Origin of the sequence: Paraburkholderia sediminicola (genome assembly GCF_046027825.1) — a bacterium.
Lineage (GTDB): Bacteria > Pseudomonadota > Gammaproteobacteria > Burkholderiales > Burkholderiaceae > Paraburkholderia > Paraburkholderia sediminicola_D.
This window is the reverse complement of sequence record NZ_JAQQDU010000020.1, coordinates 53,795-75,958: the sequence shown is the minus strand read 5'-3', so window position 1 is coordinate 75,958 and position 22,164 is coordinate 53,795. Positions and strand designations below refer to the sequence as shown.

26 protein-coding genes and 2 tRNA genes are annotated in these 22,164 nt (G+C 62.6%); 17 read left to right on the top strand and 11 right to left on the bottom strand.

What is annotated here, in order from left to right:
• Window positions 1-5 precede the first annotated feature (5 nt).
• Window positions 6-551 (bottom strand): NUDIX hydrolase, encoded by a 546-nt coding sequence (locus tag PQQ96_RS13820; RefSeq protein WP_097392281.1) that lies wholly within the window; start codon window positions 549-551, stop codon window positions 6-8.
• A 401-nt stretch (window positions 552-952) separates the two neighbouring features.
• Window positions 953-1,029: transfer RNA gene (locus PQQ96_RS13815), tRNA-Met, on the bottom strand.
• Between the two features lie 264 nt (window positions 1,030-1,293).
• Between PQQ96_RS13815 and PQQ96_RS13810 the strand changes: the two genes are divergently transcribed.
• Window positions 1,294-1,791, top strand: coding sequence for a heme-degrading domain-containing protein (locus PQQ96_RS13810; protein WP_120304017.1), 498 nt, complete (start codon window positions 1,294-1,296; stop codon window positions 1,789-1,791).
• Window positions 1,792-1,801: 10 nt separating this feature from the next.
• On the top strand, window positions 1,802-2,134 hold the full coding sequence (locus PQQ96_RS13805) for a DMT family transporter (protein WP_408292497.1): 333 nt from the start codon (window positions 1,802-1,804) through the stop codon (window positions 2,132-2,134).
• A gap of 3 nt (window positions 2,135-2,137) precedes the next feature.
• Here PQQ96_RS13805 and PQQ96_RS13800 read toward each other — a convergent pair whose 3' ends face one another.
• Window positions 2,138-2,521 carry a hypothetical protein gene (locus PQQ96_RS13800; protein ID WP_408292495.1) on the bottom strand — a complete coding sequence of 128 codons (384 nt, stop codon included), beginning with the start codon at window positions 2,519-2,521 and terminating at the stop codon, window positions 2,138-2,140.
• Window positions 2,522-2,585: 64 nt separating this feature from the next.
• Window positions 2,586-2,777: a hypothetical protein gene (locus tag PQQ96_RS13795; RefSeq protein WP_408292438.1), complete on the bottom strand. Its 192-nt coding sequence runs from the start codon at window positions 2,775-2,777 to the stop codon at window positions 2,586-2,588.
• Between the two features lie 274 nt (window positions 2,778-3,051).
• On the opposite strand from PQQ96_RS13795, the gene PQQ96_RS13790 reads away from it, so the two are divergent.
• Entirely contained in the window at window positions 3,052-3,336 is a 285-nt protein-coding gene (locus tag PQQ96_RS13790; protein WP_408292436.1) for a DUF1488 family protein, read from the top strand.
• A 78-nt stretch (window positions 3,337-3,414) separates the two neighbouring features.
• Here PQQ96_RS13790 and PQQ96_RS13785 read toward each other — a convergent pair whose 3' ends face one another.
• Window positions 3,415-4,425, bottom strand: coding sequence for an NAD-dependent epimerase/dehydratase family protein (locus tag PQQ96_RS13785; RefSeq protein ID WP_408292434.1), 1,011 nt, complete (start codon window positions 4,423-4,425; stop codon window positions 3,415-3,417).
• 134 nt (window positions 4,426-4,559) lie between these two features.
• Between PQQ96_RS13785 and PQQ96_RS13780 the strand changes: the two genes are divergently transcribed.
• Both PQQ96_RS13780 and PQQ96_RS13775 read left to right on the top strand, forming a co-directional pair.
• Window positions 4,560-5,573 (top strand): TetR/AcrR family transcriptional regulator, encoded by a 1,014-nt coding sequence (locus PQQ96_RS13780; protein ID WP_408292432.1) that lies wholly within the window; start codon window positions 4,560-4,562, stop codon window positions 5,571-5,573.
• 46 nt (window positions 5,574-5,619) lie between these two features.
• A complete protein-coding gene (locus tag PQQ96_RS13775) occupies window positions 5,620-6,756 on the top strand; it encodes an enoyl-CoA hydratase/isomerase family protein (RefSeq protein WP_408292430.1) in 1,137 nt (378 codons plus the stop codon).
• A 106-nt stretch (window positions 6,757-6,862) separates the two neighbouring features.
• Here PQQ96_RS13775 and PQQ96_RS13770 read toward each other — a convergent pair whose 3' ends face one another.
• A complete protein-coding gene (locus PQQ96_RS13770) occupies window positions 6,863-7,288 on the bottom strand; it encodes a hypothetical protein (RefSeq protein WP_172312382.1) in 426 nt (141 codons plus the stop codon).
• 561 nt (window positions 7,289-7,849) lie between these two features.
• Between PQQ96_RS13770 and ssuD the strand changes: the two genes are divergently transcribed.
• The 6 genes from ssuD (at window position 7,850) to PQQ96_RS13740 (ending at window position 11,944) form a co-directional block, all read left to right on the top strand.
• Window positions 7,850-9,010, top strand: a complete 1,161-nt coding sequence (ssuD, locus tag PQQ96_RS13765; RefSeq protein WP_408292429.1) for an FMNH2-dependent alkanesulfonate monooxygenase — start codon at window positions 7,850-7,852, stop codon at window positions 9,008-9,010.
• 57 nt (window positions 9,011-9,067) lie between these two features.
• Window positions 9,068-9,916 carry an aliphatic sulfonate ABC transporter permease SsuC gene (ssuC, locus tag PQQ96_RS13760; protein WP_408292427.1) on the top strand — a complete coding sequence of 283 codons (849 nt, stop codon included), beginning with the start codon at window positions 9,068-9,070 and terminating at the stop codon, window positions 9,914-9,916.
• On the top strand, window positions 9,913-10,914 hold the full coding sequence (locus PQQ96_RS13755) for an ATP-binding cassette domain-containing protein (RefSeq protein ID WP_408292425.1): 1,002 nt from the start codon (window positions 9,913-9,915) through the stop codon (window positions 10,912-10,914). Before ssuC ends, PQQ96_RS13755 begins: the two co-directional genes overlap by 4 nt.
• Before the next feature lie 47 nt (window positions 10,915-10,961).
• Window positions 10,962-11,177 (top strand): TOBE domain-containing protein, encoded by a 216-nt coding sequence (locus tag PQQ96_RS13750; RefSeq protein WP_028198179.1) that lies wholly within the window; start codon window positions 10,962-10,964, stop codon window positions 11,175-11,177.
• 219 nt (window positions 11,178-11,396) lie between these two features.
• Entirely contained in the window at window positions 11,397-11,594 is a 198-nt protein-coding gene (locus PQQ96_RS13745; protein WP_054034588.1) for a hypothetical protein, read from the top strand.
• Between the two features lie 107 nt (window positions 11,595-11,701).
• Window positions 11,702-11,944: a DUF6566 family protein gene (locus PQQ96_RS13740; RefSeq protein ID WP_408292423.1), complete on the top strand. Its 243-nt coding sequence runs from the start codon at window positions 11,702-11,704 to the stop codon at window positions 11,942-11,944.
• A gap of 128 nt (window positions 11,945-12,072) precedes the next feature.
• Here PQQ96_RS13740 and PQQ96_RS13735 read toward each other — a convergent pair whose 3' ends face one another.
• The gene (locus PQQ96_RS13735; RefSeq protein ID WP_408292422.1) at window positions 12,073-12,339 is read right to left on the bottom strand and encodes a hypothetical protein; all 267 of its coding nucleotides are present in this window, start codon (window positions 12,337-12,339) and stop codon (window positions 12,073-12,075) included.
• Window positions 12,340-12,688: 349 nt separating this feature from the next.
• Here PQQ96_RS13735 and dusA point away from each other — a divergent pair, with 349 nt between their 5' ends.
• Window positions 12,689-13,690: a tRNA dihydrouridine(20/20a) synthase DusA gene (gene dusA, locus PQQ96_RS13730; protein ID WP_408292420.1), complete on the top strand. Its 1,002-nt coding sequence runs from the start codon at window positions 12,689-12,691 to the stop codon at window positions 13,688-13,690.
• A gap of 103 nt (window positions 13,691-13,793) precedes the next feature.
• A tRNA-His gene (locus PQQ96_RS13725) sits at window positions 13,794-13,869 on the top strand.
• 130 nt (window positions 13,870-13,999) lie between these two features.
• Here PQQ96_RS13725 and PQQ96_RS13720 read toward each other — a convergent pair.
• Window positions 14,000-14,323, bottom strand: a complete 324-nt coding sequence (locus PQQ96_RS13720; RefSeq protein WP_408292418.1) for a hypothetical protein — start codon at window positions 14,321-14,323, stop codon at window positions 14,000-14,002.
• 367 nt (window positions 14,324-14,690) lie between these two features.
• Here PQQ96_RS13720 and PQQ96_RS13715 point away from each other — a divergent pair, with 367 nt between their 5' ends.
• From PQQ96_RS13715 to PQQ96_RS13705, 3 genes are all read left to right on the top strand, one after another.
• The gene (locus PQQ96_RS13715; RefSeq protein ID WP_408292416.1) at window positions 14,691-16,283 is read left to right on the top strand and encodes a tetratricopeptide repeat-containing sulfotransferase family protein; all 1,593 of its coding nucleotides are present in this window, start codon (window positions 14,691-14,693) and stop codon (window positions 16,281-16,283) included.
• Window positions 16,280-16,852 carry an adenylyl-sulfate kinase gene (gene cysC, locus PQQ96_RS13710; protein ID WP_408292414.1) on the top strand — a complete coding sequence of 191 codons (573 nt, stop codon included), beginning with the start codon at window positions 16,280-16,282 and terminating at the stop codon, window positions 16,850-16,852. The genes PQQ96_RS13715 and cysC overlap by 4 nt, the downstream gene beginning before the upstream one ends.
• Window positions 16,853-16,959: 107 nt before the next feature.
• Window positions 16,960-17,619: a trimeric intracellular cation channel family protein gene (locus PQQ96_RS13705; RefSeq protein WP_408292412.1), complete on the top strand. Its 660-nt coding sequence runs from the start codon at window positions 16,960-16,962 to the stop codon at window positions 17,617-17,619.
• Here PQQ96_RS13705 and PQQ96_RS13700 read toward each other — a convergent pair.
• Complete coding sequence (locus PQQ96_RS13700; RefSeq protein WP_006048800.1) at window positions 17,605-17,817, bottom strand: DUF3820 family protein; 213 nt, start codon at window positions 17,815-17,817, stop codon at window positions 17,605-17,607. The two genes, PQQ96_RS13705 and PQQ96_RS13700, sit on opposite strands and share 15 nt — an antisense overlap.
• Before the next feature lie 138 nt (window positions 17,818-17,955).
• Here PQQ96_RS13700 and PQQ96_RS13695 point away from each other — a divergent pair, with 138 nt between their 5' ends.
• Window positions 17,956-19,008, top strand: coding sequence for an NADP(H)-dependent aldo-keto reductase (locus PQQ96_RS13695; RefSeq protein ID WP_408292411.1), 1,053 nt, complete (start codon window positions 17,956-17,958; stop codon window positions 19,006-19,008).
• A 202-nt stretch (window positions 19,009-19,210) separates the two neighbouring features.
• Here the strand turns inward: PQQ96_RS13695 and PQQ96_RS13690 are convergent, their stop codons facing one another.
• Window positions 19,211-20,494, bottom strand: coding sequence for an MFS transporter (locus PQQ96_RS13690; protein WP_408292409.1), 1,284 nt, complete (start codon window positions 20,492-20,494; stop codon window positions 19,211-19,213).
• A gap of 95 nt (window positions 20,495-20,589) precedes the next feature.
• The gene (locus tag PQQ96_RS13685; protein ID WP_408292407.1) at window positions 20,590-22,002 is read right to left on the bottom strand and encodes a M20 family metallopeptidase; all 1,413 of its coding nucleotides are present in this window, start codon (window positions 22,000-22,002) and stop codon (window positions 20,590-20,592) included.
• Between the last annotated feature and the right edge of the window lie 162 nt (window positions 22,003-22,164).

Sequence of the window (22,164 nt, the reverse complement as noted above, 5' to 3'; positions counted from 1 at the left end):
GCCGCTCAACCTTCTCGCAGCGAGCGGAAGATATCGCCCGTGTGCAGCCCGAAGCTGCCGGCGGCGCGGTCGGCGAAAAAGAAACGCAAGGTCTGGCCGACGGTCGGGAAGGCGATCTCGTCCCATGGAATGTCGTGCTCCTCGAAGAGTTTCACTTCGAGGCTTTCTTCCCCGGCTGCGATGTCGAGGTCGAGCAGGCGCGCCATGTAGAACAGATGCACCTGATGCACGTGTGGCACGTTCAGCAGCGAAAACAGGCTCTGCACCTCGACGCGCGCGCCGGCTTCTTCCAGCGTTTCGCGCGAAGCGGCTTCGGCGGTGGTTTCACCCATTTCCATGAAGCCCGCCGGCAGCGTCCAGTAGCCGTAGCGCGGTTCGATCGCGCGACGGCACAGCAGCACTTTGTCGTCCCAGACCGGAACGGTGCCGACCACGTTGCGCGGATTCTGATAATGCACCGTGCCGCAACTGCCGCATACGAAGCGCTCGCGGTTGTCACCCGGCGGAATGCTCAGGCTGACGCCGTGGCCGCAGACAGAACAGAATTTCATAGGAAGGGGACGAGAAAGAGTGATGGGAGTTTATCACTGGGCTGGCGTTTTCTGAGGTCGGGCAAAGGTGGCGTGCTGACGTTGGCATGAAGACAACGGCGTCCGGCGCCCGCGGGACGCGGCTTGGGCGATTGTGGCCCAGGCCGGTTGGCTGACGCTGGCGCTTTTGCGCGCTATTCGAGGATGGGTGAGTTAGGATTGCTACCCATATAACCGGGGCAGAAACCGTCTCGCCGAGCGTAGCTCGGGCGTCTCCAGGACTTTGGCGCAGAGCTGGCCACGGGAAAGGGCGAGGTGCAGAACGCATCTCAGCCATGAAAGGCGAGGCAGAAAATAAAAAAGGCCTGCCGGATGGGCAAGCCTTTGATGTTGTTTCGACGGTTCGAACCGCATGAATCACTTGGTTGCGGGGGTAGGATTTGAACCTACGACCTTCGGGTTATGAGCCCGACGAGCTGCCAGACTGCTCCACCCCGCGTCCGTCGAAGAAAAGATTATAGGACAAAGCGGCAGCCAACGCAATAGCTATTTAAGAACCGACTTCATACATGCCAGGCGGTGCGGCTTCCAAAGCGTGGTCCGGTCCAAAGTGGCGCCGCTGTCCAACGTCGCGCCGCGCTTGGCCGGCGTCGCATACCGGAAGGCCCTCGTAAGGCACTGCGCTAGAATCCAGATTTTCTTCGCGGCGCCGGGGTGCATGTGCAACGGCGCGCGCGTCACCTCTTACCTTGCTCAGAACTCCATGGATATCGCTCACGATCTACAGGTGATTGCCGCTCAGGAACACGCGCTGGTGTTCCCGCAATTCGACGCCGACCGCGCATGGCAGGTCGGGGCGTATCTGCACGAGGTCGCAAGAGCACGCGGCATTGCCGCTGCCATCGACGTGCGCACGTTCGGTCAGCCGCTGTTTTTCAGCTTGCTCGACGGAGCGACGCCGGACAACGTCGACTGGGCGCGTCGCAAGGGCAACACGGTCGCGCATTTTCGGCGCAGTTCGTACGCGATCGGCTTGAAGATGCAACAGGCGGGCAGCACCCTCGCTGACAAGCACGGTTTGCCGGTCACGGAATATGCATCCCATGGCGGCGCTTTCCCATTGACGGTAGTGGGCGCCGGTGTGATCGGCTCGATCACGGTATCCGGTCTGCCGCAGCGTGCGGATCACGAACTGGTGGTGGAAGCGCTGTGCGCGCACCTTGGTCACGACTACAGCAAGCTCGCGCTTGCAAAGGCCTGAGACGATGCGGATGCCTCCTTATGCCTTGCTCGCCATTGCGATCGTCGCCGAAGTCATCGCGACCTCCGCCATGCGGGCCTCGGAAGGTTTTGCGCGGCTCTTGCCCGCAACGGTCGTGGTGATCGGCTACGGCATCGCGTTCTATTGCCTGTCGCTCACGCTGAAGACCATTCCGGTCGGCATCGTCTACGCGGTGTGGTCCGGCGCCGGCATCGTGCTGATTACGCTGGTCGCGGTCGTGATGTACCGGCAGGTGCCTGACCTACCGGCCATCATCGGGCTCGGGCTGATTATTGCCGGGGTGGCCGTGTTGAACGTGTTCTCGAAGATGCAGGCGCACTGAGCGTTACTTGCAGCGCACGATCATAGAACGGTTTTTCACGTTGGCCGAGACAACGTTCGTGACGCTGCCGCCTGCAGCGCCGCCTTCGTCGTTGTCTTTCGACACGATGTCGTAGCCGGTTGCGCCACAGGCCTTGCCGGCCTGCACGTAGCAGGAGGCCCAACTGGACGCGGCGTCGGCACCGCTGCAGTTCACCGCAAAACCAGTCTGGCCGTTTGGCAGATTGATGAGCGATGTGGTGTTCGACGATGCGCAGCCGGCGAGACTCGCGCCGAGCAACACGGCAGCGGGTAGGGCGGCAGACAGGGACGCCCTGCGGACTAGCGCAAGCGCGGTGGTGCCGGATCGCACGTGACCGGCGCGGCGCAGTTGCGTCATGAAATGCATCGTGAAGTTTCCTTTCAAATTGGTGTCGAGAATCGCCATGCACACTGTCAGTGTGCCCGCAAGGCTAAGGCGTTTCGATCGTGATGCCCGCCGCGCTGACCCGTTGGCGGCTTTCCGTTCCGCTTTCGGTCGCTGCGTCTTCCCAGATGCTGATGGCTTTCGGAATGTCGATGCCGTGGCTCTCGGCGTAAGCAAACCATGCGTTTGCCGCATCCGGCTCAGGCAGTTCGTGGTTCTGCAGAAAGTATTTTCCCATATTGCGCTCACTCGACTCGAAAGGGTGTCACTGCATCAGCACGGGGTGTGCCGGCGAACCACTTCGACAGAAGCAGGCGGAACAAGTGCAATCCGGCGTTTCGACCGGCATGCGGAAGCGCTCGGCTCGCGGGGCCGCGCGGCTGCGACCAGGAGGGCTAGGCTAGGGAGGCTGGACCGCGGTTGAGGCGCGCGAGTACCATAACGGGCATGTCCGGGGGTGGCCGGTTCTCACCGGTGTCCGTTTCCTGCCGGATCCTTCTGATGAGGCGACCATGGAAATTCGGTTTCCCGCGGACGCGCCTGCTTACCGCGACTCCAATCTGACGGTGGTGTTTCCCGCGCTCGTGAACGGTGAGCCGGTGCCGTGCGCGATCTCGGTCGAGGCGCTCGAGGATCATTTCGGGGCGTACTCCGAGGATCTCGACGGCTGGCTGCGCGCGTTCGACGCCGGGCGCCCACGTATCGAGGCGGTTGCGCGCGAGCATCTGCAGATCAGCAATGGCACGCCCGTGCTGCTCAAGAGCGGCCATTTCCCGCCGGGCAACGTCGCGGCCTGATCCGGCGGGTTCGCTGATACGCGGATAACGTGCTTCAAACCCCCTCGTTTGCGAAGCCGTGCTCGGTCATGCCGTCGTTCAGGCCGTTTTCGCGGTGTCCCGGTGCGTGTCAGCACTCGCCAACGCCGTCGCGCGCGCGGCCTCGAACGCATGCCGGATACCGTCTTCGTACGACGTTTTTGCGATCGGGCCGATCAGCTTCGTCAAGGCGGCATCGTCAAGCACGACCGGCTCCGTCATCAGGTAATTCATCTCCACCAGCTCCCGCATAAGCGGATTGAAGAGGCCGAGCACGCGCAGCATGGTCTTGCCGGCCACCATCAGTTTCGGCTCGCGGCCTGCTAGCGCATAGGCCTGTCTCGCCACCTCGCGCTGCGTGATCGTGCCCGAGCCGGCCAGGTGCCACCACCGGCCGTATGCGTCGGGTGTGCGCGTGAGTTTCTCGACCACCGGCCCGATATCCGGCAGGTAGATGAATTCGTGCGGCACATCCACCGGCCCGATCACCTGCGCGCGCTTGCCGTGCGCCGCGCCCTCGAATATGCCGTTGATCAGACTGCGTTCGATACCAGGCCCGTAGAAATCCGGCAGGCGCAGCACCAGCGTCGACAGGCGGGTCGCACCGCTGGCGCGTCCATGCGCCGCCAGCACCCGCTTTTCCTGCTCGAGCCGCATCTTGCCTTTGAACGTATGGGGCTCACGCGGATGATCTTCGCTGATCGGATTGCCGCGTGCGCGGCCGTAGGGATACACGGTGCCGATCAGAATGAAGCGCTCGACCCCCGCCGCCGTTAGGCCGGCGAGCGTTTTTTCCACGAGCGGCGGATGCGCGGCAAACTGATCGTAGGGCACGCCCACCAGATAGATCACGGTCTGCAAACCGGCTGCCGCAGCGCTGATCGAGGCCGGGTCGTCGGGATTCCACGTGACGATTTCCGCATGCGGGTCATGGCCGAAAGCCGCTTCGAGCGGCGCGCGCGAGCGGCCGACCACCCGGTAATCCCGCCCCGCTGCGCTTAGCGCGGCGGCGATGATTTGACCTGCCGCGCCGGCGGCACCGAATAAACCGACTTTTCCTGTGGCTTGCATGACGACTCCTGGATACGGCGCCGTATCGCGCCGGGATGATGCTGGCTGATCGATGAGAAGTTAATGAACGGTGTTCAGTAAACAGTGTTCAGTTTAATTTGACTTTTCAGTTTGTCAACCCGAAAATGTTCTCCATGGGAATCGTCGAACGAAAAAGCCGTCAGAAGCAGGCGCTGCGTGAGCGCATCCTCGATGCAGCGCGGCGCATCGTGATGCGCGAAGGCTTTGCCGCGCTGTCAATGCGCAAGATTGCGGACGCCATCGAGTATTCGCCTGCCACGCTGTACCTGCACTTCGCGAGCCGCGATGAGATCGCGCAGGCGTTGTGCGCGGAGGGCTATGCCCAATTGCTGGAGACCTTCGTGCCGCTTGCGCAGATCGCCGATCCAGCTGAGCGGTTGAAGGCGCTCGGGCGTGCTTATGTGGCATTCGGTGTCGCGCATCCGGAAACCTACCGGCTGATCTTCATGGAAGACCCGAGCTACACGGGCGCGGCGCTGGGCGGTGTGGCGGCTGCGTCGGGTAAGGGCGCCTCGGCGGCTGCGGTCGCGGATGCCGGTGCGGCGGACGAAGCCGTGGGGATTACGGCGGCAGGAACGCCGGCCGTGGGTTCTGCTGTGTCCGGAAAAGCGAGCCTTGCGCCGGCGAAATCGGACGACGATCCCGGCGACGCTGCCTTGGCCATCATGATCTCCGCGCTTGAAGAGTTGAAAGCGGCGGGGCGCTTGTCCGCATCGATGGACGTGGCCGTGTGGGCGGAGGCGTTCTGGGCGACCATGCATGGCATCGTCGCACTCAACCTTACATGTCCCGTGTTTCCGACCGCGCCGCTGGATAAGGTGGTCGGTGTCGCACTCGATGCCTGGCTGGGCACGCAGAACGCCGGGCATCCGCCAGGCGTCGCGGGCGCCGTCCGCGCCCGCAAAAAGAAGTCTGCTGACACACCGGTTGAAGCGCTCGTCGAGCCGGGCGGCGAACTGGCCGCTCAGCCATCACAGCCATCTGCGCCGTTGGGCAAAAAGCCCGCCAACCGGCCGGGACCATCGGCGATCAAACCCGCCAATGATGCGGATGCCAGCGCTGTCATCAAAGCGGACACCCAGCCCGCCGTCAAACCCGCCACCAAGCCCAAAGCCGCGAGTGCGTGATAACGTTCAGTTCCAATTCATTTCGCGCCATCGCGCTTAGCTCTCCATGTCCATTTCTGCCTCGCCCGCCGTCAGCGACGAAGTCGCGACTTACGTAGCCAACCGCATCGGTTTTATCGAACTGGAAAGGCCGAAGGCGCTCAACGCACTGTCGACCGGCATGATTCGCGCGATGCACGCGGCGCTCGATCAGTGGCGCGAAGATCCCGACGTGCTCGCCGTGGTGGTGCGCAGCCAGCATCCGCGTGCATTCTGCGCGGGGGGCGATATCCGCTTTCTGTACGAGTCGGCGCAGCGCGGCGAGCACGACTCGCGCGATACCTTTTTCACTGAGGAATACCGGCTCAACCACGCGATCTTCACCTACCCGAAGCCGTATATTGCGTTGATGAACGGCGTGGTGATGGGCGGCGGCATGGGGATTTCGCAGGGCGCGCATCGCACCGGCGGCCTGCGCGTGGTGACCAACTCGACGAAGATGGCGATGCCCGAGACCCGCATCGGACTCTTTCCCGATGTCGGCGCGAGCTGGTTTCTGGCGCGCACGCCAGGCGCGCTCGGCCGTTATCTGGCCGTCACCGGCGAGACGATCGGCGCAGCCGACGCACTCTACGCAGGCCTCGCTGACGCCTATATCGACGACGCGGCATTGCCCGCGCTAGTCGATACGTTGCGCACGGAGCTGTTCGAACGGGGGGCCGACGTGATCGCGTGCATCGAGCGCGAGACAGCCGCGCATCAGGTCGTGCCGGAACCCGATGCTTCGCCGCTCGCGAGCACACGTGCGTTGATCGACCAGCATTTCGCCTTGCCCGACGTGGCGCAGATTCTCGCTTCGCTCGAGCAGGAACAGGCGCGTGGCGGCGAGGCCGCTGACTGGGCCGAGCAGACGATTGCCGTATTGCGCGAACGTTCGCCGCTATCGATGGCCGTGTCGCTGGAAGTGGTGACGCGCGCGGAGGGTTCGATGGCGGACGTGCTGCGCGCCGATCTTGATCTGACACGTACGTGCTTTGCGCAGGGCGACACGATCGAAGGGATTCGCGCACGCATCATCGACAAGGACAACGCGCCGCGCTGGCGTTTTGCGCGCATCGAAGACGTGAGCGCCGCCGATGTGGCGAAGATGTTCGAAAGCCCGTGGCTGGCAAGCGAACACCCGTTGCGCGATCTGCGCGGTTAAGCGGGGTCAGGCCACAGCGTCAAAACAATCGAAGCAGAAGGGCTATGCCGGGCGCCGTCCAGGCATAGCCAGACGAGCCCGCACCAGCAAGACGCTCAGTTCTCGCTCAGTCCTCGTCTTCGCTCGCCATGAAGGCGCGCATGAACACCAGCGCGCCCCAGCCCCACATCGCATTCGCCGCGAAACCCACCGCGAGGCGCGGCAGCATGTTGCCGCTCGGCCAGATGCCGCGCAGCGGATCGACCACGAACACGCTCGCCGCCGTCAATGCGATGCCGCCGAACACGAAGGCGGGCACCCACGGCGCGCGCCGCCCAGGCGCCACGCGCAACAGCCATGCCATCAGCACAGCCCAGAATGCGCTCCAGATCGCGTTCGCAATGAACTCAGGCAGCCCGAGTGGCAAAAACGGCGCCGTGGAAAAACCGGTAGGGTCGATCAGACCGGCTGCGTGCAGCAGCGCCAGGGTCGATTCATGAAAAAACAGGGAAGCCAGAAAACCGGCGACGAACGGCAGGATGAGTTTTTGCATGCATGACACCGCGAGAGCTCAGGCGGCGCGGTTCGCGCGGCCTGCACCGGATTATTGGAAACGTGGCGCCATTATATATAGGGGTATCCCGTTTCCAGCGTAGGTCAGGCGCAACACCCGTATGCTTTAACGTCGGGCTAATCACGAAAGTGGAAAACCTAAGCTAAAAAAAATCGTTCAAAAGCCGGGCCCCGATCCATAGACTGTTTCTCCATGCAGACGGCGTTTGCCGCCGTCGCCCATTTAATCGAGCGCGTCACGCGCACGTCTGGTCGAGGGAAGCCGTCGCGATGTCCTGCCTGATGCCGATCTTCAACTGCTGCCTGGCGCGCGCGCGTTTGCGGATGCGCTGTCGGAACTAGTCCGCGCCCCACCGCAGTATTTCCGTCCTTTTTTGCGCTTGCCTCTCCGGCTCTCATGCCGGATGGATGCGCACGGCTAGTGGCGCACGGCTAGTGGTGCGCGACCAGCGGCGCGCGGCCGGCGTGTGCGCTTTCACGTCACGCATCGTCGTTACATACGTCTCCATTCAATCCAGTTTCGAACAAGCAGGAGCAGCAAATGAATGTGTTCTGGTTCATTCCGACTCACGGCGACAGCCGCTATCTCGGTACGTCCCAAGGCGCACGCGCAGCCGATTACGACTACTTCCAGCAGATCGCCGTGGCCGCGGATACGCTCGGCTATGAGGGCGTGCTGTTGCCGACCGGCCGTTCATGCGAAGACGCATGGGTCGTCGCATCGAGCCTGATTGCCGCGACCAAACGTCTGAAGTTTCTGGTGGCGATCCGTCCGGGCATTTCATCGCCGGGTCTGGCAGCGCGCATGGCGGCGACCTTCGACCGTCTGTCGAATGGGCGTCTCTTGATCAATGTCGTGACCGGCGGCGATTCCGCTGAACTGGAAGGCGACGGCGTGTTCGTCGATCACGACACGCGCTATGAAATCACCGACGAATTCCTGCACATCTGGCGCAAGCTGCTGACCGCCGCGCATACCAACGACGCGATCGACTTCAACGGCAAGCATCTGACCTCGAAGGGTGGCAAGGCGTTGTATCCGCCGGTGCAGAACCCGCATCCGCCGCTGTGGTTCGGCGGTTCGTCAGCGGCTGCGCACGACATCGCGGCCGATCACATCGACACGTATCTGACGTGGGGCGAGCCGCCCGCCGCCGTCGCGAAGAAGATCGCCGACATTCGCGCCCGCGCTGAAGCGCGTGGCCGCAAGATCAAGTTCGGTATTCGCCTGCACGTCATCGTGCGCGAGACCGAAGAAGAAGCATGGGCCGCCGCCGACAAGCTGATCAGCAAGCTCGACGACGAAACCATTTCCCGTGCGCAGGCTTCGTTCTCGAAGATGGATTCCGAAGGGCAACGTCGCATGGCGGCATTGCACGGCGGCAAGCGGGGTGGCCGCGAAGAACTCGAGGTGTATCCGCATCTGTGGGCGGGCGTGGGTCTCGTGCGCGGCGGCGCGGGGACGGCGCTGGTCGGCAATCCCGAGCAGGTGGCGGCGCTGATGAACGAATACGCGGCGCTTGGCATCGATACGTTCATCCTGTCCGGTTATCCGCATCTCGAAGAATCGTATCGCTTCGCTGAACTGGTGTTCCCGCTGCTGCCGGGCCGTCAAAGCAGGACCTCGGGCGGTCCGCTGTCGGGTCCGTTCGGCGAGATTGTCGGCAACAACTATCTGCCGAAGGCGGCGAGTTCGAGCTGAGCGCTTGCGCCCGGTTCGATAACGACGCCCAACGATCAAGCATTGAGGAAAGTAATCATGGCTCAATCCACTGTGAGTGCGGAACGAGGCACACACGCAGGCTCGGGTCCGCGCGCGGGGCTCGGCGTATTACGCCGCATCGGCGCGCATCTTGCTCCGTGGCTCGCGCCGCTGGCGATTCTGCTCGCATGGGAATTCGCGGCGCGTAGCGGCATTCTCTCGACGCGCGTTCTACCCGAGCCGCTCGCGGTCGTGAAAGCCGCGTGGTCGCTGATCCAGTCGGGCGAAATGTGGGCGGACGTGAAGGTCAGCACGTGGCGCGCGGTGTCGGGCTTTACGATCGGCGGCGGCATCGGACTTGTGCTCGGCCTCGCTACGGGTCTCTTCAAACCCGTCGAAATCGCGCTCGATTCGACGGTGCAGATGGTCCGCAACATTCCCGCGCTGGCGATGATCCCGCTCGTGATTCTGTGGTTCGGTATCGAGGAAGAAGCGAAGGTGTTTCTCGTCGCGCTGGGCGTGTTTTTCCCGATCTACGTGAACACGTTTCACGGCATCCGCTCGGTCGATGCCAATCTGATCGAAATGGCGCGGAGTTACGGCGTGAAGGGTTTCTCACTTTACCGGCACGTAATCCTGCCGGGTGCCTTGCCGTCGATTCTGGTCGGCGTGCGTTTCGCGTTCGGCCTGATGTGGGTCACGCTGATCGTCGCTGAAACCATTTCCGCACAATCGGGCATCGGCTACATGACGATGAATGCACGCGAATTCCTGCAAACCGATGTCGTGGTGGTCGGCATCCTGCTGTACGCGGGGCTCGGCAAACTCGCCGACGTGCTGGCCAAGAGTCTCGAGCGCGTGTCGCTGCGTTGGCATCCGGCCTATCAACGAGGAGCGAAAGCATGAGCGCAACGACATTGTCGGCGTCATTCGGCGGCATCGCGGGCAGCGATCTCGAAGCCGAACTGGCGCAACCGCGCACCGTCGATCACGACGCAGATGAGGCCGCCGGCTTCGAGCGCGCAGATCCGGCGCACGATCACCATCGCGTGGGCGTCGTGCCCGCGGCTGCGGGTGCATCGGCGCGCAACGACGCACGCCGGTCCGCCGATTTTTCCGTCGAGTTACGCGGCGTCGGCAAGCAGTACGGCGAGCGCAAGGTGTTGTCCGATTTTGATCTGTCGATCGAGCGTGGCAGCTTCGTGGCCATTGTCGGCCGCAGTGGCTGCGGGAAATCGACCTTATTGCGGTTGGTCGCGGGTCTGGAAAAGACCACGTCGGGCGTGCTCGAAAAGCGCACCGAAGACGGCCGACCGCTCGATACCCGCATCATGTTCCAGGACGCGCGGCTTTTGCCCTGGAAGAGCGTGCTGCAGAACGTCATGCTCGGCCTCGGCCGCAGCGCGCGCGAAGATGCCCGCGCCGTGCTCGCCGAAGTCGGTTTGCTGGAGCGCGCCAACGACTGGCCCGCGCAGCTCTCCGGCGGTCAGCGTCAACGGGTGGCGTTGGCGCGGGCGCTGGTGCATCGGCCGCAATTGCTGCTGCTGGACGAGCCGCTCGGTGCGCTCGATGCCCTGACGCGCATCGAGATGCACGCGCTGATCGAACGCCTGTGGCGTGAACATCAATTTACCGCGCTGCTGGTGACGCACGATGTGCACGAAGCTGTCGCGCTAGGCGACCGGATTCTGCTGATCGAAGAAGGGCGCATCGCGCTCGATCAGCCGGTGCCGCTTGCGCGCCCGCGGGCGCGGGCGTCGGCCGGTTTTGCCGCGCTGGAAGAACATGTGTTGCAACGCGTACTGAAGACGGCGCCGAATGACGACGCACTGTCCCATCGCGCTTACGACGCACGTGACGAGGGCCGCGTCACGCGGCCGACAGACGTCCGTTGGGCCGTCTGACATCCCTTGACTGACTGTTTTCAATCGCTTTTCTGGAGTCGCTCGATATGACCATTTCCGCAATCAACGTACGCAATCAGTTCAAAGGCAAGGTCAAGGAAATCATCCGCGGGCCGGTGGTGTCCGAGGTCGATGTGGATACGCCGTTCGGTATCGTCACCTCGGTGATCACTACGCGCTCGGTCGACGAACTCGACCTGAAGGTCGGCTCGGAAGTCGTCGCGCTGGTGAAGTCGACGGAGGTGTCGATCGCGCGTCTGTAAGCGCGCGACTGCATTATTCGCACTGTTCGTACCGTCACGCGCGCCGACGCTATGTTGCGTTGGCGCCGCTTCGCTCCCTCTCGTCCCCCTTTCCGATACCGCTTGCTGGTTTGCTGCCGCCGCGCATCCGTACGGCACGCAACCCGTATGCTGCGACGTGCCCCTGCGTGCGGCCGCGAAACTTGCTACGATAAATTCAGCACCACGACGGAGACGGCCATGTCGAAGTCATTAAGTCCGGAAGCGGTTGAAGCGTTGCGGCGCCTGAACGATGTCGGCGTCGGACAGCCCATGCCGAAGTTTGAGCAATCCGTCACGGCGGAGTTGCTGACGAACGGGCTCGCCGCCGAAGCAAGCGGCGGCGAAGTCGAAATCACCTGTAGCGGCCGGCAGTACCTTTCTGGCGATTGCGACTGATCGTCAGGCGAGGGCAGGCCGGTGCATGCTCCGAGCCGCAACGACGGCCCGGTGGACAGGTATGGCCGCCGACATTTAAGGGCACGCAGGACACCAAGGAGGCGATCATGGAGCCGAAAGGCCTCGACATGGGCGACTACCAGGAGCGCTATCAGGACTACGACATCGAAGTTGCGGTCGAACAGGTGCTCACCGGTGTTAAAGCGCATTTTCGGGTCTTGCGCGACGACGCGGTGGTGGTCGACTGGCGGCTCGTGCACATCGACACGCTGTGGTCCACCGAGCATGCCGCGGCCGAGGCGGGCTTCCGGGCCGCGCGCGAAACGATCGATGCCGGTCTTGCCGCCTAGCCACAAGCACGTGAAACGGCGAGGTTCACTCGCCGCGTAAACGGAACTGGGCGCCGGCATGCATTGCTGCACACACGGCGCCCAGTTCGGCGGCCGTCTTGTGAACGGCCCCCTTCAACAGCGACAGATTAGTGGCCGAAGAAAACCGATTGCGGGCCCGAAACTGCCTCACGGGTACCCGATTGCGACGACACGTTCTTCACGCCGCCGTATGCATTGGAGTCAGCGTTAGCGCGTTCAGCAGCGACGGTTTGCGCGTTCTGGCCTTGTTGCGAAGCCGGTGCGCCGACCGACGGACGATAGAACGGTGCCGGGCCGTAGCCGCTAGCGAATGCGGGAGCAGCGATCGAGGCAGAAACAGCAACCAGCAGGGCGGCGATGAGCTTGGTCTTCATGGTGTGACTCCGATAAGTTTCGATTTCATTTCAGGAAGGCGTCGCAGGAGCCGGTAGGGGTGTGTCTGCAACGTCGATGGGAGGCAGTGTATACCCCTACTATTAAGAATTTGTATCGATAATCTGAAATTACTATTCTCGATGCTGAAATAATCGGTCAGCGGTATATGCGACAGGCGTAAGCGGTGGTCTGACCCCGTCTGTCAAGCGTTTTCGGTGGCCAAAGACCCGGCTGGGAGGGCGGTTATCGGGGGTGTTTTCGGGGAATGCCGCCTTGTCATCAGTGTTTCAGGGGCGTTGGGCTACTTGCGGTAAAATTGTGGTTTGATTCAAGCCGTCTGGCCGCCCCATGTCTTCAGCTCAAACTCCCAGCCCACGCCGCGTTTCCGTCGCGCCGATGATGGACTGGACCGATCGCCACTGCCGCTCGCTGCATCGCGTGATATCACGCCATACGTGGCTCTACACCGAAATGGTCACCACCGGCGCGTTGCTGCACGGCGATGTGCCGCGCCATCTGGCGTTTACGCCCGATGAAGCGCCAGTCGCTTTGCAACTCGGCGGCAGTGAGCCTGATGACCTCGCGCGCTCCGCTAAGCTCGGTGAGCAATGGGGCTATGACGAGATCAATCTGAATTGCGGCTGCCCGTCCGAGCGCGTGCAGCGCGGCGCGTTCGGCGCTTGCCTGATGAACGAGCCGCAACTCGTTGCCGACTGCGTGAAAGCAATGCGCGATGCGGTCTCCGTGCCGGTGACGGTCAAGCACCGGATCGGCGTCGATGCGGTCGAGGAATATGACTTTGTGCGGGACTTCGTTGGCACGGTCGCGGACGCCGGCTGTAACGTGTTCGTCGTGCACGCGCGCAATGCGATTCTCAAAGGCTTGAGCCCGAAAGAGAACCGCGAGATTCCGCCGCTCAAATATGAGTACGCGTACCAGTTGAAGCGCGACTTTCCGCATCTGGAGATCATCATCAACGGCGGCATCAAGACGCTTGATGAAGTGGAGACGCATCTTCAGCACATCGATGGCGTGATGCTTGGGCGCGAGGCTTATCACAACCCTTATGTGCTGGCCGATGTCGATGCGCGCTTCTATGGCTCGACGGATGCACCGCTCACGCGCGAGCAGGTCGAGGCGAAGCTGATCGAATATTGCGCGGCTGAAATGGCGCGCGGCACGTACCTTGGTTCGATCACGCGTCATGCGCTCGGTCTTTACCGCGGTGAGGCAGGCGCACGTGGATGGCGTCGCGTGTTGTCCGATAGCAAACGTCTGGCAGCGCGCGATCTGACCATCTTCGACGAGGCAAGACAGCATCTGCGTGAGCCCGTCGAAATTTTTGAATAAAGGACTAGGCAAACGAGATTCTTGTTCGTATAATCTCGTTTCTTCATCGACGAGCCAAGTTTCTCAGCAATGAGTTGCTTAGCAAGTCAAGCAGATGTCAGTGGTGGCTGTAGCTCAGTTGGTAGAGTCCAGGATTGTGATTCCTGTTGTCGTGGGTTCGAGCCCCATCAGCCACCCCAAAGAATTCAAGCAGTAAAAGTTTTGCTAAACGGCGTTGTGAGAAATCACAACGCCGTTTTTGTTTTGGCCTTCGCAAAACGCCGCGCGATGCAGGATCGCCTCGCCATTCGATACGTGGTTCGATTGGCGTCAATGCCCATGTCCCCCCTGACCACCGCCGCTGCTCCACGAACTGCCGCCGCCGTGCCCGCCGCTTCCGCCATGCCAGCCGCCGCCGTGCCACCCGCGGCCATGCCAGTACCCGCCACCTCCGTGGTAGTAACAGCACGGACCACCCCAACCGCCCCAGATGTCCACCGAGCCGTAAGCCGGTCCGTACACCGGCCCGTAGGCATAACCGTAGCCGGGGTAATAGGGCTGCCCGTAGGCATAGTCGTATCCCGGCGCGACCACGCATCCGGTGAGACCTGCCGCCACGGCTAACATCGCGACTGATGCAACGAGCCTTCTCACGATTTTCTCCCGCCGATTTTCTCTCCCGCCTATAAGAATGAGAAAAACGGCGTGCCGAGGAGTTCAGCAGGATTTGTGTCCGCAAATTACGGCTCGGATGCGCCGCCGCGCCTGCGTGACGTCTGTGCTGCAACCCAACGCCATAGCGGCTGCGTGTTGCCGCAGCCTTCCAAACCATGACGGATTCCTTACCCTGTAACAGTTGGTTAACTTTTCGAAACGTAACTGTAGGGCGCGCCTGATACTTTCCCGTCAGACAATTTCCCTTTAAATCCAGTGCGATGCTTGCGCTGACGCTGGACGAAGAAGAACGCACCCCACCTTGCCCGGGCCGCTTGCTGCGGACCCCGCAAAAACCTGGCCGTCAATGAAGCACGATCCACAGCCGGCAACTGCAGCAGAATGGCGCGCCGAAGGCGATGCCTGTACCGCTCGCGGCCAACTCCAGGCCGCACTCCAATGTTTCGAAACAGCGCGCGGGCTCGATCCCGCCGACGCCGTCGTTCCGGAGCGCCTCGCCACGACGCTCGCCATGCTGAACCGCTTTCCCGAAGCCGTCATTCGTTATCACGAAGCGATCGGGCTCGATCCGCGGAACACCGATTTGCATCACGGTCTTGGCTGGTCGCTCGAACAGATGCACCGGCTCGAGCAGGCGGTAGACGCCTATCGCGAAGCAGTCCGGCTGAACCCGAAAGCCGACGGCTCACATAACAACATGGGCAACTGCCTGCAGGCACTCGGTCGCTTTGACGAGTCGCACGAAGCCTATCGCCGCGCGATCGAGGCCGCCCCGCAGGTGCCGCTGTACTACCGCAACTTCGTGCAGTCCAAGCGCCTTACCGCCGACGATCCGGTGTTCGTGGCGCTCGAGCAATTCGCCGACGTGGCCGGTTCGCTCACACCCGCCAATCAGGCGGAGATTCACTTCGCATATGGTCAGGCGCTGTCCGATGTGGGCCGCAACGATGCGTCGTTCGATCACTTCGTGAAGGGCAACGCGCTGTACCGCACCGGCGTGCGTTATGACGAAGCGGCGTCGCTCGGCCTGTTCGCGCATTTGCCGGAGCTCCTGACGTCAGAGGTGCTCGCGGCGAAGCGCGGTCTGGGCGATCCGTCGGCAGCACCGATTTTTATCGTCGGCATGCCGCGCTCCGGTTCGACCCTGATCGAACAGATTCTCGCGAGTCATCCGCAGGTTTTCGGCGCAGGCGAGCGTACGGAGTTCGGCGAGGCGCTGGTGAATAGCATCGGCCGCGCGGTGGACGACCCGCTACGCATCGATATCGAGGCATTGCAGGGCGTGGGTCCCGCACCATTGCGCACGCTCGGCGCCGACTATTTGCGCCGCATGAACAAGTCGTTGCCGGAAATGCAAGCCGCAACGCCGGGCTACACACGCTTCACCGACAAATACCCGTTCAATTTCATCAACGTCGGGTTGATTCATCTGGCGTTGCCGAATGCGCGCTTCATTCATAGCAGCCGCTCGCCGTTGCAAAGCTGCCTGTCGATTTTTTCGCGAATTTTTCACGACGTGCCGTTCAGTTACGATCTCGGTGAACTGGGCCGCTACTATCGTGCGTACGACGCGTTGATGGCGCATTGGCAACGTGTGTTACCCGAGGGCACGATGATCGAGGTCAAGTATGAAGAGCTGGTCGAAGACTTCGAAGGCAATGTCCGGCGCTTGCTGGCGCACTGCGGACTCGACTGGGACGAGCGCTGTCTATCGTTTCACGAAACCACGCGGCAGGTGAACACGGCAAGCGCGGCACAGGTGCGCCGTCCGCTCTACAAGACGTCGCTGCAACGCTGGCAGCCGAAGCAGGCGTTGCTGCAACCGTTGTTCGAGGGTTTGGGGCCGGCGTTGGCGCCGGCTGGGAGCCTCAGCACGCAAGAGCGTGCGCCTCTGGCCGATGCCGGCGCGGCGGCGACTGACACGGAGCGGAAGTCATGAGCGCAATCCGCGGGGCCGTCATATGGATGACCGGTTTGTCCGGTGCCGGTAAATCGACCTTGGCCGACGCGTTGGACCAGCGTCTGAAAGAAGCCGGGCATGCTTCGATCGTGCTCGACGGCGACGTGCTGCGACGCGGCCTGACCGCCGGGCTCGGCTTCACACCCGAAGACCGCGCCGAGAATCTGCGGCGGGTCGCACACGTCGCGGCGCTGTTCATGCAACAGGGCTTCATCGCCACGGCCGCGGTGATCTCGCCCGAGCATCAGCATCGGCGTATGGCGCGTGAGATCGTCGGCGACGGTTTCGTCGAAGTGTTCGTGAATGCGCCGCTGACGGTGTGCGAAGCGCGCGATGTTAAAGGCCTCTACGCGCGTGCGCGGCGTGGCGAGATTCCGAATTTCACCGGTATTTCCGGGCCGTTCGATGTGCCGCTCGACCCCGATGTCATGATCGAAACCGATCGGCTGTCGATCGAAGAGGCGGTGGATCGCCTGCTTGTGCATCTGACCGCCATGGGTTGTCTGCCCAGGGAGCGCGGGCTCGGCAAGCCTCGTCTCGCGAAGTAATCAGCGCGAGACCCATACCGCTTTTCGGTCGCGCAAATTTTCCACCAGGCGCCAGGCATTTCGCTATACCTTTTCGGCTACTCGTGGACCGAAGGGGTAATGCGTCGATGCCGACATTGTCGATACGGAAAATAAAGCCGAACGTCGAAGCGCTTGTTCTGGCAGCCGATCTGGCAGGCACAATCGTTTTCGCGATCGAGGGCGCGCTCAGTGCGATGCGCGGTGGTCTCGACCTGCTGGGCGTGATGGTGATCTCGTTTGTCGCCGCGCTCGGCGGCGGGGTGATTCGCGATCTGTTGATCGGCGATTCACCGCCTAACGCGATACGCGACTGGCGTTATCCGGCGTTGACCTTCGTCACCGGTCTGCTCACGTTCATTTTCCATTCGACAGTGCAGCAGTTTCCTGTCGCGCTGATTACCGTGCTCGACGCAGCCGGTCTAGCGCTGTTTGCCGTGGCGGGCGTCGAGAAAGCGCTGCTTTTCGGGATCCGTCCGTTTATCGCGATGCTGATGGGCACCATCACGGGCGTGGGCGGCGGAGTGATCCGCGATGTATTGATGGCGCGCGTGCCGCTCGTGCTGCATGCGGACATCTATGCGACCGCGGCCTTCGCCGGCGCATTCATTGTGGTGCTCGCGCGGCGTGCCGGCTTGCCGCCGGGCGTCGCGGCCCTGGCCGGTGGCGTGGTCTGCTTCATCTTGCGCGTGCTCGCCGTCACCTATGGCTGGCATTTGCCGAAGGCGTCGCTCTCAGCGCTTGCGTAAAGGCTCGATCAGCGACGACAAACCGTTGTGGTCGATCTCGTGCATCAAGGCGAGCAGACGGCCGATCTCGCCCGGCGGAAAGCCCTGGCTCGCAAACCAGTTCAGATAGTGACCGGGCAGGTCGGCGATCAGCCGCCCTTTATATTTTCCGTACGGCATCACACGCGTGACCAGCAGTTCGAGATGTTCGGGATTCATCGCAGATGGGTCGGCGGAAAGTTCATGGATCGCAATGGCGTGAGCGCCTGCTGAAGCAGCATTTTAGCTGCGCTGCAGGCATTGCGCCGGCATGGTAACGTCATGCGCTTTCCCTTTACACACAACAGGACAGGTTCGATGGAATACCGCAGACTCGGCGACTCGGATGTGAAGGTTAGCCTGATCGGTCTCGGCACCATGACGTGGGGCGAGCAGAACACCGAGCAGGAAGCGCACGCACAGATCGATTACGCGCTCGACCACGGCGTCAATCTGATCGACGCCGCGGAAATGTACCCGGTGCCGCCGCGTCCCGAGACGCAAGGCTCGACCGAGCGTTATATCGGCACGTGGATCGCGCAGCATCGCAGCGCGCGCGAGAAGATCGTGCTGGCCACCAAGATCGCCGGCCCGGCGCGTCAACCGCACAATCCACGTCATATTCGCGGCGAGGGCAACCAGTTCGACCGCAAGAACCTGACCGAAGCGCTGAACGACAGCCTGAAGCGTCTGCAAACGGACTACGTCGATCTGTATCAGTTGCACTGGCCGGATCGCAGCACGATGACGTTCGGCCGTCCCGCCTATCCGTGGGTCGACGACGCCTATACGGTGCCGATCGAAGAAACGCTGTCGGTGCTCGCCGAATTCGTCAAGGCAGGCAAGATTCGCCACATCGGCGTGTCGAACGAAACGCCTTGGGGTGTCGCGCAGTTTCTGCGTGCGGCGGAAAACCTCGGCTTGCCGCGCATCGTCAGTATCCAGAATCCGTATAGCCTGTTGAACCGTACGTACGAAATCGGTCTGTCCGAGTATGCGCATCGCGACAACATCGGCTTGCTGGCATATTCGCCGCTCGCCTTCGGCTGGTTGTCGGGCAAGTATGAGGGTGGTGCGCGTCCGGCCGGCGCCCGCATTTCGCTGTTCGAGCGCTTTCAACGCTACAGCAAGCCGCAAGCGGTTCAGGCAACCACGCGCTATGTGGAACTGGCGAAGCAGCATGATTTGTCGCCCGCGCAGTTCGCGCTGGCCTTCGTCAACAGCCGCCCGTTCGTGACGAGCAATCTGATTGGCGCCACGTCGCTCGATCAGTTAAAGGAAAACATCGCCAGCGCCGCGGTGAAACTCTCGCCGGAAGCGCTCGCGGAGATCGACAAGCTGCATGAACGGCAGCCTAATCCCGCGCCTTGAAGTAGTCGCGTTGTGTGTCGACTTGAAGTTGGCCTGAGCGTAACTCGAGGTTGGTTTGACACTGACCTCGGGTTGACTTTGGGTTGACAGGCGATCGGCCTTAAGTCGGTAGTACGTCGACTGGGTATTGCTCCGGCTACATTGCCGCGGGCGGCAAGGCGAGTTGATCCGCCTTGCCCGCCTCAACTTCACTCAACCTCGCTTAGCGAATCTTCAGCTTCGAGCGCACCGCATAGAGCGCCAGCAAACTCGCCACCGCGCAGAACATCAGATAGAAGCCGGGCGCGAGTTTGTTGCCGCTCGCGTCGATCAGCCAGGTGATCACGAAGGGCGCGAAGCCGCCGAATACCGTCACGCCGATGTTGTAGCTGACCGCGAGACCGGTCGCGCGTGTCTGCGTCGGGAAAATCTCCGACATCAGCGCGGGCAACGCGCCGAAATACGTCGCCTTCAATACGCCTATCCAGACTAGCGCCAGCAGCATCGTGGCGAACGACGGATGAGCATTCATATACACGAACGTCGGATAGACGGTCAGCAGCATCAACGTCGCGGCGACCGCCATAATGCGGATCCGTCCCATGCTGTCGGACAGGTGGCCGGCGAACGGCGTCAGCACGGTTAGCACTATGCCTGTTGCGAGCGTGGCCGCGAAGCCGGTCGACGCGGGCAGATGCAACTGCTTGATCGCATAGGTCGGCATATACAGAATCATGTAGTTCGCCGCGGTCGAGATGACCAGCGAACCGACCGCGAGCAGCATGCGGACCTTTTGCGTGCCGAACAGATCGCGCAGTGGCGTGCGGGTTTTGGGCTCCGTGTTGAACTCGGCGCCTTCGTCCACGTAGCGGCGAATATAGAAGCCGACCGGGCCGATCGCGAGGCCGAACAGAAACGGAATGCGCCAGCCCCACGATTCAAGCTGCGCCATGGTGAGCTGGCTCGTCAGCAACGCGCCGAAGCCGGAGGCAAGCAGCGTCGCCATGCCCTGACTGGCGAATTGCCAACTACCCATGAAACCGCGCCGCTCGGGAGCATGCTCGACCAGAAACGCCGTGGAGGCACCGAACTCGCCGCCCGCCGAGAATCCCTGAACGAGCCGTGACAGCATGATGCCGGCCGGCGCCCACAAGCCGATCGCCGCGTAAGGCGGCATCACCGCAATGGTCAAGGTGCCGATCATCATCAGGCCGATCGACAGCAGCAGCGATACCTTGCGCCCTGCGCGATCCGCGAGCGAGCCGAGCACGAGCCCGCCGAGCGGCCGGATCATGTACGAGATGCCGAAGGTGCCGAGCGTGAGCATCAACGAAATTGCTTCGGTACGCGCGGGGAAGAACAGCTTCGCGATTGTGACCGCGAAAAATCCGTAGACGACGAGGTCGAACCATTCAAGCGCATTGCCGATCGACGCCGCGAGAATGATGCGATGGACCTTTGCGGCGGACGGCCGCGCGGCGCTGGCTTGCAAGGTAGACGTGATCATCGTGGACGTGGCTCGTGACGGATGCGGCTGACAGTGAACTGCGAGTGAACTGCGGGTGACCCGCGCGCGTGACGCGGGCGTGTTGCGTTGATCGCTCAGGCCGCGGCTTCCGTTGTCGTGGCGGTTGCGTGCGGCGAGTTCTCGCCGAGATCCCAGAACAGCCCCGCCATGATCTGCAGACCCTCGCGCACCACAGGTCCGAGCAGATGCTCGTTCGGCGCGTGCTGCGAGCAGGCCGGGTATGAATGCGGCACCCAGATGGTCGGCAGGCCGAGCGTGTCGGCGAACACTTCGTTGGGCAGCGTGCCGCCGAGATTCGGCAGTACCGCCGTCTTCTTGCCGGTGGTCTGTTCGAGCGAGGCGATGGCCCACTTGACCCACGGGTCGTCGGGATTCAGACGTGTCGCCGGCGCACCGCGCTCGACGCTGATCTCGACCAGCGAAAAGCCATGCGCATCCAGATGCATGCGCAGATGCTGCTCCAGGTTTTCCCAGTCGGTGCCGACTACGAAGCGCAACTGGCAATGCGCGAATGCCGACGACGGAATGGCATTGACCGGGTTCTCGGGATTGCCCGCCTTGAAGGCCAGCACTTCGAAGCTGTTCCAGCCGAACACGCGCTCTGGCGGCGTGAGGCCGGGTTCGCCCCAGTTATCGTCGACGGCCGGGTCGCCCGGGCCGCCGCCTACCGTGATATCGGCCAGTGCACGACGCACCGCCTCGGGAATCGGCGGCGGACGCAGGCCGTCGACGGCGATCACGCCGCGCGCATCTACCAGACTGGCGAGTGCGTTCGCCAGCACGGTGGCCGGGTTGCGCAACAGACCGCCCCAATTGCCCGAGTGATGCGCGCCATCGCGCAGATTCAACGAGAGCTTGAAGTTCACCGAGCCGCGCGAGCCGAGAAACACCGTGGGGCGGCGCGCGGCGAGGCGCGGCCCATCGGAGGCGATCAGCACGTCCGCGGCCAGTTCCTGTTTGTGTTGGTGGCAGATCGCGTCGAGCCCCGGCGAGCCGGTTTCCTCGCCCATTTCGATCAGCAGTTTCGCGTTGAAGCCGAGCTTGCCGCCGCGCGCGGCCAGCACGCTGGCAAGCGCGGCGAGGTTGATGGTGTGCTGACCCTTGTTGTCGGCGGTGCCACGGCCATACCAGCGTTCGCCTTCGATGGTCACCGCCCACGGCGTCAGCGGCGCGCGCCACTGGCTGTCGTAGCCCCGCACGACGTCGCCGTGGCCATAGATCAGCACCGTGGGCAGGCGGTCGTCCTCATGGCGATTGGCGATCAGGAACGGTCCGAACCCTTCCGCCGGGTTATCGACGATGCGCGTGCCGAAACCCAGCCCTTCGACTTCGGGCGCGATTTCGTCGGTCAGATACGACAGCAGCGTGGCGGCGCGATCGCTTTCCTGACTCTCGGTGCGAAATCCGACGCGCCGGTTGAGGTTCTCAAGAAAGGCGCCTGATTCGAAATGATGCGTGGCGTGTTCGATGGCCTGGCTGCGGCTCATGATTGTCTCCGATACGGGGTGCGGGGGGATGGCGGCGCCGGACGTGGCACGGTCTGGTTCGCGGCCATCAGCTTCGAATCGATTCTAGGAGGCCGTTATTTTTGTCACAATGATCGTGTTTCGAAGCTTGCGTTGCCAAAAAGGCAAAGTGGGACATCCCCC